Source organism: Sphingomonas sp. ASY06-1R (assembly GCF_052180265.1).
GTDB lineage: Bacteria > Pseudomonadota > Alphaproteobacteria > Sphingomonadales > Sphingomonadaceae > Sphingomonas_I.
The window spans coordinates 2,555,024-2,567,766 of sequence record NZ_CP197464.1 but is presented as its reverse complement, the minus strand read 5'-3'; the positions used below and the strand labels follow the sequence as shown (position 1 = coordinate 2,567,766).

Here is a 12,743-nt window from a genome sequence, read left to right as displayed (position 1 = left end):
GGCGATCGAGGAATGGTCGATTAAGGCTCAGCCACGCAAGCTACTCGGCCAAGCGTTCGATGATGGGGCAATCGGGGCGATCGTCCCCGTGGCAGGACTGAGCAAGTCCGGTGAGCGATCGGCGCATGGCTTCCAAGGCGTAGGCCTTGCGGCCCAGCTCGGCAGCGCGCGATTCCGCCAGCGCCTTCACTTCGGCACTCGACCGCGCGCGATCCGACCACAGGCCGAGCAGCGTGCGGATTTCCCCGATCGGGAACCCCAGGTCGCGCGCGTTGGCGATGAAGCGGAGCCGATGGACATCAGCGTCCGAATAGTCCCGGTAGGTCCCGCGCCGGGGCGGTGCGGGCACCAGTCCGATCTTCTCGTAATGGCGGATCATGCGCTGCGAGACGCCGCTGGCCTCCGACGCCGCACCGATGTTCACAATTTCACCGCGTTCAGACGCAGCGCGTTGAGCACGACGGTGAACGAAGAGAGCGCCATCGCCGCGCCGGCCAGCATCGGCGACAGGAGGATGCCCGCAACAGGGTAGAGCACGCCAGCGGCAACGGGGACGCCGACCCCGTTGAACAGGAACGAGAAGAACAGGTTCTGCCGAATATTGCGCATCGTCGCACGGGCGAGCTTGCGGGCGCGCACGATCGCCGAAAGGTCGCCCCGCGTAAGCGTCATGCCAGCACTTTCGATCGCGACGTCCGTTCCCGTGCCCATCGCGAGCCCGACGTCGGCAGCGGCCAGCGCCGGGGCGTCGTTGATGCCGTCGCCGGCCATCGCGACCTTGGCACCACCCGCTTTGAGTTCGCCTATGATGCGTGCCTTGTCTTCCGGCCGCAGATCGGCGCGGACATCGTCCAGACCTCCCACAGCACGCGCAACCGCATCTGCCGTCCCGCGATTGTCGCCCGTCAGCATGATAACCCGCAGACCCTCCTCGCGGAGGGCGGCAATGGCGTCGCGTGCCGAAGCCCGCACCGGGTCGGCAACCGCAAGCAGGCCGGCGAGCGCGCCATCGACGGCGATCAGGATGACGCCGGCCCCTTCGCCTCGATGACGATCGGCTGCGGCGTCGAGCGGCTTGGGATCGGCGCCGACACTGTCCATCTGTGCGGCATTGCCGATCACCACCGACCGGCCGCCCACCGTGGCACTGACGCCCATGCCGGTCTGCGAGGCGAAGTCCTCGACCGTGCCGAGCCGCAGTCCGCGTTCCCTGGCGGCGACGACGATCGCGTGGGCGAGCGGATGCTCGGACTGGCCTTCGACCGCAGCGGCAAGAGCGAGCATGTCGTTCTCTCCGATGGTGCCGGTCGCCTCGATCGCGATCAGCGACGGCCTGCCTTCCGTAAGCGTGCCCGTCTTGTCGATGACCAGCGTATCGACCTTATCGAGTGCCTGCAGGCTCTCGGCGTTCTTGACCAGCACGCCCGCCTGCGCGCCCCGCCCGGTGCCGACCATGATGGACATCGGCGTAGCAAGTCCGAGGGCGCAGGGGCAGGCGATCACCAGCACGGCGATCGCGTTGAGGAGGGCATGACCCATGCGCGGCTCCGGTCCGACCAGCGACCATACCACGAAGGTCGCGACCGAGATCAACACGACCAAGGGCACGAACCAACCCGATACGCGATCGGCGACCGCCTGGATCGGGGCACGGCTCCGCTGCGCTTCCGCGACCATGCGGACGATGCGCGCCAGCATCGTGTCAGAACCGACCGCGCGAGCTTCCATGACCAGGCTGCCCGTGCCGTTCACCGTTCCCCCGGTAACCGCGGCATCGACCTCCTTGAGGACCGGAGCCGGCTCGCCGGTGAGCATGGATTCATCGACCGAGGAGCGACCCTCGACTACCACGCCGTCAACCGGGATCGCTTCGCCGGGACGAACCCGCAGCCGATCTCCCGTCGCCACCTCGGCAAGACCGACTTCCTCCTCCGAGCCGTCAGACCGCAACCGTCGTGCGGTCTTGGGAGCGAGATCCATGAGGGCGCGGATCGCGCGCCCCGTCGCCGCCCTGGCGCGCAATTCGAGCACCTGTCCGAGCAGCACCAGCGTCACCACTACGCCGGCGGCTTCGTAATAGACCGGGACCATGCCCCCGTGCATTCGGAACGTGGCGGGGAAGATGCCCGGCGCGAGCGTCGCGACCAGACTGTAGAGGAATGCCGTACCGACGCCGATCGCGATCAGCGTGAACATGTTCAGATGGCGGGTGCGAAGCGACGTCCACCCCCGCTCGAAAAACGGCCATCCGGCCCACAGCACGATGGGCGCAGTGAGTGCGAGCTGGACCCAAGGCGAAGCGGCAGGGCTGACGACGTGGATCCCCGACATTTCGGCGAACATCGAGACGATAAGCAGCGGGATGGTGAGCGCCCCTGCCACCCATAGGCGGCGGGTGAAATCGACCAGCTCGGGGTTGGGGCCGTCGTCGAGCGACGGTTCTTCCGGTTCGAGGGCCATGCCGCAAATCGGGCACGTGCCCGGCCCCTCCCGGCGGATCTCCGGGTGCATGGGACACGTCCACATCGCCCCCGGCGTCGCCATCGCTTCGGGCTTCGGCTTGGCGCCGAGGTAGGCATCCGGGTCGGCGACGAACTTGGTCAGACACCCTGCGCCGCAGAAATGATAATCCTGCCCGGCATGCTCGGCATGGTGCGCCGTCTTTGCCGGATCGACGGTCATGCGGCATACCGGGTCGATCACTGTGGCCGAGGGTTCGCCGCCCGCTTTCCCCGAGCAGCAACCTTCCTTGGCCGCTTGCGGGACAGCGGGAGGTGCCGACGACGAGCAGCAGGAAGCACCGGCTTCGCGCTCGATCGTAGCCGGTTCGCCGTCGTGCTTGCCCGAGCAGCCGCAGCCCCCGGCGGAATGGTGGTGGGAATGAGGGTCGTTCATAGAAGAAACTCCTTCGACCCGAGGGCATGTAGGGTCTGACACCGTGTCAGGGTCAAGCCCACATTCCGGCGATGCACGGCATGTGATGGTTCTACGTCGCCGAGCCCGATTGCCCTCGTCCCGATCCTCACATCGCCGATGCGGGCGGCTCGAGGGTTCCCAGCCAGGCGACCAGCGCCAGGATCGTGACGGCGCAGGCCGCCTCGACCGCGAGGCTGCGCCGTAACGTGCGGAGCGCCCCCCGATGATCCGCTGCGGCGATCGACCGCTCGAATGCCGGCGTCAGCCGGAAGCGATTGAGCGAGGCGAGTGCCAGCATCGCGCCGAACAGCGCGAGCTTGGCGAGAAGGAGCTGTCCGTAGGGGGTGCTCGGCAGGCTCAGCAGATTGCCGGCACCGACCAGCACCCAGCCATTCGCCAGACCCGTCACGACCATCGTCACGACCACGATCGTGCCCACCAGGCCGAAGCCGTGCAGTGCGCGATGAGTCAGTCTGAGATGGGCGGCGTCGATCCGACTTGGCGCGCGCGTGACGAGCAGCGTCAGCCCGAGCAGCGCGCCGACCCAGGCTCCGGCTGCCAACAGGTGCAGAATGTCGGCCAGCAGATGCGCCCAGCCGATCCCGCCTTCGTCCATCGCGCCATGACCCGTCCACGCGAGCGTCGCGAGCGCGATCCCCGCCGCGAACGCGACCGTGCCGAGCGGAACGGAACGTCCCGCCGCGATCAGCGCGACGATGGAGGCAACCACCAGCGCGACCATGCGTGCCTCCCACGCCGCGCCCGTCGCGGAACCGGTCAGCAGCATTCCGATCGCCTCGCGATCGATCGGCCAAGGGGGGACGCCCGCCATCGCCGCAGCCAGCAGCACGAGGGCAATGGCGGAGAGCAGGAGACCGAGCAGGCCGCTTCCGACAAGCCACCGGCGCAAGGCGAGCGCGTCGGCACGCTCGCCAGCCTCGAGCCCGTAGAGGCTGAAAGCCGAAAGGCCGAACAGGCAGCTCAGCGCCACATACAGCGCGAAGCGGACCGCGATCAGCGGCCAGTCGGCCTCCACCTCACTTCACCGCGAAGGCGAAGCTGCCCGCGACCCGGTGCGTGTCTGTCGAGACCACGTGCCAGGCGACGCTGTATCGGCCTGCGCCGAGCGGCGCCTTGGGCGTGACGACGAGGGTGCGACCGTCATCCGCGACGCCGGCTCCGGCCGCGACCTTCATCGGTGCGTGAGAGGTGCCGCCATGTCCGGTCATCATCAGATCCGCGCCCGAGAACTTCGGCATCAGCCTCTCGCTGAAGCGCAGCTCGACCCGCGCTGCCTTGGCGACGGTCGCGTTCGGCGCCGGAGACGCGGACACCAGCTTCGGATGCGCATAGGCGGCTGTGGCGGTCCCGAGAAGGAAGAGGGCGGCAGGGAGGGCGATGCGACGCATAAGGTTACTCCGATGAGGGCTCGTGTTCCCCTTACGCGAGGGGAGCGCCCACCCCTCACGCTCCATGAGGGGTGATGGGCAGCTCTGCGTAAGACATGGTAGAGGGCGGAGTGGACAGCATGGACGATCTGGACGGAGCACTGGCGAAGCTTGCGGGCGCACCCGTTCCGCTTGCCTTGAACGACATCGAAGGCCGCGTGCTGGCGCGCATCGGCGCGCAGCCGGCCGTCGCGCGCCGGGCCGGGCTCGGCATCGGCGTGATGACGGTGGTCGCGCTCGGGATCGGGATGGCCGGTGCCGAGCTACCGGCCACCGCCAGCTCCGTCGCATCGCTCGCGCCACTCGGAGGAGCTTCGCCGCTCGCGCCTTCCGCCTTGCTGATCGGCGAGCCATGACATCGACCAGTCGCCTCGTCCTGTGCGTCGTGCTCGCCTTCGTGGCGGCGATCGGGGGCGTGTTCGTCGGCCGTGCGCTGTTGCCCCATCCCAAGCAGCCCGGCGCTGCGCTGCACGAGGTGCTGCATCACAAGCTCGCCTTGAATGGCGATCAGCAGGCGAAGTTGAAGGTTCTGGAGGACGGGTTCGCGGTGCAGCGCCGCGCCCTCGAACTGGAATTGCGCGCCGCCAACGCCCGGCTCGCCGAGGCGATCGAGGCCGAGCACGGCAACGGTCCGCGCGTCGCCGCTGCGGTGGACCAGAGCCACGCCGCGATGGGCGAGCTGCAGAAGGCGACGCTCGCGCACATCTTCGCGATGCGGCAGCTTCTGCGACCCGATCAGACCCCCCGATTCGATGCCGCGGTGGTGAAGGCGCTCACCGACGGCCGGGGGTGAGCCTCGACTGGACATCCCTGTCCGATGGCGAGCTGGCGACACTGAGCATCGCCGGCCGACAGGCGGCCTTCGCCGAGATCGTGCGGCGCTACCGCCAGCCGGTCTTCAGGCTCGCACGCGCCTGCACCGGCGAGGCGGACGAGGCGCTGGACCTGGTGCAGGAGACGTTCGTCGCCGCGCATCAGGCCCTGCCGCGCTACGATGGACAGCGGGCGATGAAGGCGTGGCTGTCGAGGATCGCGATCAACAAGTGCCGGGATTGGGGAAGGAGGCGGACGGTCCGACGTTTCTTCTCCTTCGCTCTCTCCGACGACGGTCAGGCCGAAGCGGTGATCGATGAAGGACCCGCAACCGACGACGCCGTAGCCGATCGGCAGGAACTGGACCGGGTGACGCGCGCCATCTCGACTTTGCCCATGAACCTCAAGGAGGTGCTGGTGCTCCGGGCGATCGAGGGCTTGAGCCAGGCCGAAACGGCCGAGGTGCTGGGCGTTACTCAAAAGGCGGTGGAAACCCGGCTGTATCGCGCGCGCGCGCGCCTGCTCGAAAAGTTGAACGCGATCTAAGGGGTAGGGTCCCTGCTTGCGTAGAGGATTGAGACGGGCCGCAGCGGCCCACCCCAAGGAGCCACCATGTCGCGCGTTCTCGACCGCCGCCAGCTGCTGCGCGGTGCCACCCTTGCCGGAAGCGGCATCGCCCTGTCGGCGTACATGCCGGCATGGGCGCAGCCCGTCTCCGCCGGCATCGTGAAGCCGCTGCCTACCGTATCGGGTGGCGAGATCCGGCTGCGCGTCGCAGATCAGATGATGACGATCGACGGGCGGCCAAGTCACGCCATCGGCATCAACGGCACGGTCCCCGCTCCGCTGATCCGCCTGCGCGAAGGTCAGACGGTGAAGCTCCACGTCGAGAACGGCCTGGACGAGCAGACCTCTCTGCATTGGCACGGCCTGATCGTGCCGTTCCAGATGGACGGCGTGCCCGGCATCGCGTTCCCCGGGATCGATAAGAGCACGACCTTCACCTATGAGTTCCCGATCGTGCAGGCGGGCACCTACTGGTATCACAGCCATTCGGGGCTGCAGGAGCAGATGGGGCTCTATGGTCCGATCGTGATCGACCCCATGGGGGCCGATCCGATCCAGTCGGACCGCGAACACGTCATCGTGCTGTCCGACCACAGCCAGCTCCACCCTCATCGCATCTTCATGAAGCTCAAGAAGCAGTCGGGCTATTTCAACCGGCAGCAGCAGACGCTCGCCGGCTTGCTGAAGGGCGAGGATCAGCCGCTCCAGGATCGCCTCGAATGGGGCAAGATGCGGATGGACCCGACCGACGTCGCCGACGTGACGGGATCGACCTACACCTATCTGGTCAACGGCCATGGTCCGCAGGACAATTGGACGGGCCTCTTCCGACCCGGCGAGCGGGTCCGTTTGCGCGTCATCAACGCCTCAGCGATGACTACCTTCAATGTCCGCATTCCGGGTCTGAGGCTCGCGATCGTTCAGGCCGATGGCATGAACGTGCGCCCGGTCGAGGTCGACGAGTTCCAGATCGGTGTCGCCGAGACCTACGACGTGATCGTCACTCCGACCGACGAGCGCGCCTACACCTTGGTGGGCGAGAGCGTCGATCGGTCCGGAATGGCGCGCGCCACCTTGGCGCCGCGTGAAGGCATGGCCGCCGAGGTGCCTCCGCTCCGCAAGCGTCCCGTCGCCACCATGAAGGACATGGGGATGGACATGAACATGGACATGTCAGGCGAAGGATCGATGCAGGGCATGCATCACGGATCGATGCCGGCCGCCGGCGCCATCGCCGGCATGGCCGGTATCGATCACGGCACCCAAGCCGGGGCTGGGATGCCGGGCATAGCCGGTGCATCAGGCGCGCACGACAGCATGGCCATGGGCGGTATGGCCGGCATGGACATGAACATGCGGGACTTCTCCAAGGCTCCGGGCGTGAAGAAGGGGCCGGGCGTCCAGACCATCTCGCCGATGCCGATGGATCGCACCGGCGATCCCGGCCAGGGCCTCGAGAATGTCGGGCACCGCGTGCTCACCTACCGCGATCTGGTCGCGCTCGATCGCAATCCCGATCTGCGCGCGCCGTCGCGCGAGGTGCAGATCCACCTGACCGGCAACATGGAGCGCTACATGTGGGCGCTCGACGGCGAGAAGCTGTCCGAGGTCAAGGCGCCGATCCCGTTCCTCGCCGGCGAGCGCGTCCGCGTCACGCTGGTCAACGACACGATGATGGGCCACCCCATCCACCTGCATGGTCACTTCTTCGAGCTAGTGACGGGCCACGGCGCATACAGCCCGAGGAAGCACACCGTCATGGTGCAGCCTGGAGGCAAGGTCAGCTGGGACGTGACCGCCAACGAGGGCGACTGGGCTTTCCACTGCCACATGCTCTACCACATGCACGCGGGCATGATGCAGGTCGTCCAGGTCCGTTCCGCGAAGGGAGAGGCAGCATGAAGACGCTGCTTCTCGCCGGGATCGGCGCGCTCGTCGTGGCCGCACCCGCGACAGCCCAGACGATGGACCATTCGATGACGCCGGGCATGAGCATGCCCGGGATGAAGATGCCGGCGAAAAAGCCGGCTGCCGAATCCAGGCCCGCTGCCAAGAAGGCGCCTGCGAAGAAGCCTTCGCCTCGACAGGCGCCGACGAAGCGCCCGGTCGTTCCCGTGGCCGATCCGCACGCCGGCCACGACATGTCTGACATGCCGGGCATGACCATGAGCCCGGCTCACGCGCCAGCCGGGGGCGAACACGCCGGGCATGACATTTCGGCTATGCCCGGCATGCAGATGGGACCCGGCCAGTCCATGCAGCACGACATGGCATCGATGCCGGGGATGGCCGCACCTGTCGGCACGGATCTGAAACCGGGCAATGCCCCCGCGCCTGCGCCTGGCCCGGGGCTGGCTGCTTCCCGCTACTATGGCGAAGCGGCGATGAGCGAGGCCGACCGCGACCTGCGCCGCGAGCATGGCGGGATGACCTACTACCAGGTGCTCTTCAATCTCGCCGAGTATCAGGCGCGCAAGGGCGGCGACGGCTATCGCTGGGACGGCGAGGCGTGGATCGGCGGAGACATCGACCGGCTCACCCTGAAGAGCGAGGGCGAGGGCACGTTCGGCAACCAGCTCGAAGCGGCGGAGGTGCAGGCGCTCTACAGCCGCGCGCTCGACCCATACTGGAATCTCCAGGCGGGCGTCCGCTACGACTTCAAGCCGAACCCGTCGCGCACCTACGCGACGGTCGGGATCGAGGGGCTCGCCCCCTATTGGTTCGAGGTCGAGGGCGCCTTGTTCCTGTCCGACAAGGGCGACGTGCTCGCCCGAGCCGAGGCTTGGCATGACGTGCGGGTGACGCAGCTCCTCGTGCTCCAGCCTCGCGTGGAAGCCAATTTCGCAGCCCAGGACGTGCGGCGCGACGGCATCGGCTCGGGGCTCACCGACCTCGAACTCGGGCTACGGCTCCGTTACGAAAAGTCGCGCGAGTTCGCCCCCTACATCGGCGTATCCTGGGAACGGCAGTTCGGCGACACAGCGCGCTTCACGAGGGCGAGAGGCGACGACACCGGCGGATTCAGCTTCGTCGCCGGCGTGAGGACCTGGTTCTGAGGAGCGGCAGGCTCCGGCTGATCATCGGAGGACAGTTGCTGCTCTGGTTCTCCAGCGGCTTGCCTGGATTCGCTGGCCGCGTCGCAGGCGAAGAAAAGTGCGAGGGGTGAGCGGGGCTGCCGCGTAGCTCCTTGAGGCGGGTTCCTAGGGAGCAGTAACCATGAAGACCATCACCACGATCGGCATCCTCGCTGCGGCACTCGCCGCCAGTCCCATCGTCGCGCAGCAGCGCGGCATGGCGGGAATGGACCACAGCCAGATGCAGGGCATGGATCATTCCAAGATGATGCAGCCGACCCCGGCCAATCCCTACGGGCCGGACATGATGAAGATGCACGAGAAGATGATGGCGGCCATGGGCGCCGACGCCGGCGAGACGTGGATCCGCCAGATGATCGAGCACCATCGCGGCGCCGTGACCATGTCGCAGACGGTCCTTCACCACACGCAGAATACCGAAATACGGCGTGAGGCGCAGAAGACGATCGCCAGTCAGAATCGCGAGATCGCCACGCTCAATGCCATGCTGCGCAAGATGGGCAAGCGTCCCCAATAAGGTGGCTGTCCAAGCCCCCGCCTTCACGGGCGGGGTCTTACATGAGGAGTCGAGCGATGAAGTTGTCGATCCGTAGCGCACTTGCCGCCGCAGCCATGATGATGCCGGCTGCCGCATTGGCCGCGAGCGGCATCGCGATCCACCGCGATCCCGGGTGCGGCTGTTGCGAGAAGTGGGCGGCACAGGTGCGCCAGCAGTTCGGCCGCAACGTCCAGATCATCGATGATGCGCGCCGCGACGTGCTTCAGCGCAAGTTGGGGGTGCCTGCTGATCTCGGCTCCTGCCATACCGCCATCATCGACGGCATGACCTTCGAGGGACATGTCCCGATAGCCGACATGAAGCGGGCGCTCGCGCAGCATCCCAAGGGCGTGCGGGGCCTGGCCGTGGCCGGAATGCCGATGGGTTCACCGGGCATGGAGATGCCGGGCATGAAGGCGCAGTCCTATGACGTGATCGCGTTCGGGGCGAGCGGGCGCAAGGTGTTCGCCCATCACTGATAAGAGCGAAAAGCGAACGCCTCCCATCACGGGTGCGGGCCTTTGCGTCGGCGTCGCGAACGCGGTATGACCGCTCCGATGCGCCAGCTCCTCTCCTTCCTCGGCGCCGTCATGCTCGTGCTGACGGCCTGCACGGGAACCGCGTTCGCGGCGGGCGTGCCTGGCTGCAGCGAGCCGGCGCGCGCGGAAATGTCCATGCACGTCGCAGGCGACTGCGACGAGGTGCCCGCCGACGCGCACAAGGCCTATCCGCACCATCACGACGGATGTGCAGGACAGCACTTCGGCGTGACCGCGCCCGAGACGATCGTGCTGCGTCCCGTTGCGATCCGCCAGAGCTACGCCGCTTCCCGCGCGCAGGAGCTGTCCGCCTACAGGATCTACGCGACCCTCCGCCCTCCACAGGCCTGACGAAGCCGAGGCCGCGTGCGCGGCCGACAGGATTCGTCAGGAGACCATCTTCCATGCATCGCACATTGGCGGCCCTGATGGCCGCGATCGTCTGCGCGACCCCGCTACTAGCGCAGCCGACGACCACCGTGCCCTCGGCGTCGGTGCTAACCCTCGACGAGGCGCTGGTCGCGGCCGGCGCCAGATCTCCCGCCGTCGAGGCGTCCCAATCGGGGATCAGGATCGCGCAGGCGCAACGTGCCGTCGCCGGGCTGCGGCCGAACCCGTCGCTCGACACGATGAGCGAGAACGTGGCGGGGACCGGCGTCTACAAGGGCCTGCGCTCGTCGGAGACCACGGTCGGAATCTCCCTGCCGCTGGAACTCGGCGGCAAGCGCTCCGCCCGCGTGGGCGTCGCCAACGCGCAGCTAGACCGCGCCACGCTCGATGCGGTCATCGCCCAAGCCGACCTCCGGCTCCGGGTCACGCAGGCCTACAACGAGGCCGTCTCGGCGCAGCGCCGGGCCGCGAACGCGCGGGAGCAGGTCGGGATAGCCGCCGAGGTCCTGCGAGCCGCGCGCGTCCGCGTCGCCGCCGGTCGGGCGTCCCCGCTCGAGGAGCAGCGCGCCGACGTCGCCCGCCTGAACGCCGAGGGCGCGGCAGAACGCGCTGACCGTTCCGCACAGGTGGCGGTGGGGAACCTCGCCCGTCTGATCGGGCGCGGGGCCGCCACGCTAGACGCCGACTGGTTCGCGCGGATCGAGGGTGCGGGACCGCGCCTGCCTGTCCGGAGCGAGGATACCTTGGCGGCCGCAGCCGCACAGGCCGATCTCACGACGGCGACGGCGCAGGTCCGGCTCGCCAGGACGCAGCGTGTTCCGGACATCACGCTCAGCGCGTCGGCCCGCCGTCTGGAAGCCACGAACGACACTGCGGCCGTGTTCGGCGTCTCGGTGCCGCTGCCGCTGTTCAACAACGGCCGCGCGGCCGTCGATCTCGCCTCGGCCCAGCGGCGCCAGGCCGATGCGCAGCGTCGGGTCGCGCTGCTGGACGCCGAACAGGCGATCGCCTCCGCCGAAGTGGACGTGGCGAACGCCGCGACGTCGGCGCGCAACGCCACGGGGCCGACGCTCGCGGCCGCGCAGGAGGCCGCCCGCATCGCCCGCATCGGATACCGCGAGGGCAAGTTCGGGCAGCTCGATCTGCTCGAGGCGGAGCGCACGCTCGCCGAGACCCGCGCGGTCGCGATCGACGCGCTCGCCGCCTACCATGATGCACAGGCCCGGCTGGAACGGCTCGCCGCCCCGGCGCCCACCGACGCGAAGGACCCACGATGATGAACAGCCACACGCGGACGCTGCTGCTCGCGCTCCTCCCGCTCGCGCTCGCCGGATGCGGCGGGGGCGGGAAGAAGGCCGACGGCATGGCCGGCATGGAAGGCATGGAGAACGGCGAGGCCGGTGATAGGAAGGCGGACAAGGACGCCGTCGTCCTCTCCGCCAGGCAGATCGCCGACGCCGGCATCGAGGTCGCACGGCCGACGGTCGGCGGAGTGGCGGGCGCGATCGAGCTGCCCGCGCTCGTGCAGGGCGATCCCCAGGGCGTCCAGGTCGTGTCCGCCACCATCGGCGGGCGCCTCGTCGCGCTGACGCGAAATCTCGGCCAGTCCGTCCGGCAGGGCGACCCGCTCGCGGTCATCGAGAGCCGCGAGGCAGCGTCGCTGAAGGCAGAGGTGGAAGCCGCGCGCGCCCGTGCGGCGCTGGCCCAGTCCAACCTCCGGCGGGAGCAGCGGCTGTTCGCCGAGCGCGTCTCGCCCGAGCAGGACCTGGTCGCGGCCCGCACGGCCGCGACCGAGGCCGGCATCGCGCTGCGCCTGGCGCAGCAGCAGCTCGGCGCGACCGGTGGCGGGGGCGGAGCCCTCAACCGCATCGCCATGCGCTCGCCGATCTCCGGACAGGTGATCGCGCGCCCGGCGGTCCTCGGCCAGACGGTGGACGCGAACGCCGAGCTCTACCGGGTGGCGAACCTCTCCCGCGTCAGCATCGCGGCTTCGGTCCCGCCTGCAGACGCCGGGCGGATCCGCCCCGGCATGCGGGTGGAGGTGACCGCCGCCGGCCGACGACAGGAGGGACGGGTCTCGTTCGTATCCCCCGCGCTCGACGAGGCCACGCGCCTCGTCCAGGTGATCGCGACGCTCGACAACGCGGGCGGCACGTGGCGCGTCGGCGAGCCGGTCACCGCCAGCTTCATGCTTCCCGCCACAGGCGGCGGTGGAGTCGCGGTCCCGTCGACGGCCGTGCAGAGCGTGGAGAACCGCACGGTCGTCTTCGTCCGCACGCCTTCCGGATTCCGCGCCGTGCCGGTCACGACCGGGCGGCGTCAGGGCGATCAGGTCGTGATCGTCTCGGGCCTCGCCGGCCAGGAGAGGATCGCCACCACCAACTCGTTCACGCTCAAGGCCGAACTCGGCAAGGGCGGCGAAATGGACATGGACTGA

Annotated in this window: 14 protein-coding genes; 10 read left to right on the top strand and 4 right to left on the bottom strand. The window is 68.6% G+C overall.

Annotation, left to right across the window (positions count from 1 at the left end):
* Window positions 1–40: 40 nt before the first annotated feature.
* The 4 genes from ACSBM8_RS12335 to copC form a co-directional block, all read right to left on the bottom strand.
* Complete coding sequence (locus ACSBM8_RS12335) at window positions 41–424, bottom strand: Cu(I)-responsive transcriptional regulator (protein ID WP_442678314.1); 384 nt, start codon at window positions 422–424, stop codon at window positions 41–43.
* Complete coding sequence (locus tag ACSBM8_RS12330) at window positions 421–2,682, bottom strand: heavy metal translocating P-type ATPase (RefSeq protein ID WP_442681582.1); 2,262 nt, start codon at window positions 2,680–2,682, stop codon at window positions 421–423. The genes ACSBM8_RS12335 and ACSBM8_RS12330 overlap by 4 nt, the downstream gene beginning before the upstream one ends.
* 340 nt (window positions 2,683–3,022) lie before the next feature.
* Window positions 3,023–3,952 (bottom strand): copper homeostasis membrane protein CopD, encoded by a 930-nt coding sequence (gene copD, locus ACSBM8_RS12325; RefSeq protein ID WP_442678313.1) that lies wholly within the window; start codon window positions 3,950–3,952, stop codon window positions 3,023–3,025.
* 1 nt (window position 3,953) lies between these two features.
* Window positions 3,954–4,325: a copper homeostasis periplasmic binding protein CopC gene (copC, locus tag ACSBM8_RS12320; protein ID WP_442678312.1), complete on the bottom strand. Its 372-nt coding sequence runs from the start codon at window positions 4,323–4,325 to the stop codon at window positions 3,954–3,956.
* 119 nt (window positions 4,326–4,444) lie between these two features.
* Between copC and ACSBM8_RS12315 the strand changes: the two genes are divergently transcribed.
* From ACSBM8_RS12315 to ACSBM8_RS12270, 10 genes are all read left to right on the top strand, one after another.
* Window positions 4,445–4,720 (top strand): hypothetical protein, encoded by a 276-nt coding sequence (locus ACSBM8_RS12315; RefSeq protein WP_442678311.1) that lies wholly within the window; start codon window positions 4,445–4,447, stop codon window positions 4,718–4,720.
* A complete protein-coding gene (locus ACSBM8_RS12310; RefSeq protein ID WP_442678310.1) occupies window positions 4,717–5,157 on the top strand; it encodes a periplasmic heavy metal sensor in 441 nt (146 codons plus the stop codon). The genes ACSBM8_RS12315 and ACSBM8_RS12310 overlap by 4 nt, the downstream gene beginning before the upstream one ends.
* The gene (locus ACSBM8_RS12305) at window positions 5,154–5,723 is read left to right on the top strand and encodes an RNA polymerase sigma factor (protein WP_442678309.1); all 570 of its coding nucleotides are present in this window, start codon (window positions 5,154–5,156) and stop codon (window positions 5,721–5,723) included. Before ACSBM8_RS12310 ends, ACSBM8_RS12305 begins: the two co-directional genes overlap by 4 nt.
* A 66-nt stretch (window positions 5,724–5,789) precedes the next feature.
* A complete protein-coding gene (locus ACSBM8_RS12300; protein WP_442678308.1) occupies window positions 5,790–7,646 on the top strand; it encodes a copper resistance system multicopper oxidase in 1,857 nt (618 codons plus the stop codon).
* A complete protein-coding gene (locus ACSBM8_RS12295) occupies window positions 7,643–8,800 on the top strand; it encodes a copper resistance protein B (RefSeq protein ID WP_442678307.1) in 1,158 nt (385 codons plus the stop codon). Before ACSBM8_RS12300 ends, ACSBM8_RS12295 begins: the two co-directional genes overlap by 4 nt.
* Before the next feature lie 160 nt (window positions 8,801–8,960).
* Window positions 8,961–9,356, top strand: coding sequence for a DUF305 domain-containing protein (locus ACSBM8_RS12290; protein ID WP_442678306.1), 396 nt, complete (start codon window positions 8,961–8,963; stop codon window positions 9,354–9,356).
* Between the two features lie 56 nt (window positions 9,357–9,412).
* Complete coding sequence (locus ACSBM8_RS12285) at window positions 9,413–9,856, top strand: DUF411 domain-containing protein (RefSeq protein WP_442678305.1); 444 nt, start codon at window positions 9,413–9,415, stop codon at window positions 9,854–9,856.
* Between the two features lie 78 nt (window positions 9,857–9,934).
* Complete coding sequence (locus ACSBM8_RS12280; protein WP_442678304.1) at window positions 9,935–10,267, top strand: hypothetical protein; 333 nt, start codon at window positions 9,935–9,937, stop codon at window positions 10,265–10,267.
* 53 nt (window positions 10,268–10,320) lie between these two features.
* A complete protein-coding gene (locus ACSBM8_RS12275; RefSeq protein ID WP_442678303.1) occupies window positions 10,321–11,583 on the top strand; it encodes a TolC family protein in 1,263 nt (420 codons plus the stop codon).
* Complete coding sequence (locus ACSBM8_RS12270) at window positions 11,580–12,743, top strand: efflux RND transporter periplasmic adaptor subunit (RefSeq protein WP_442678302.1); 1,164 nt, start codon at window positions 11,580–11,582, stop codon at window positions 12,741–12,743. The genes ACSBM8_RS12275 and ACSBM8_RS12270 overlap by 4 nt, the downstream gene beginning before the upstream one ends.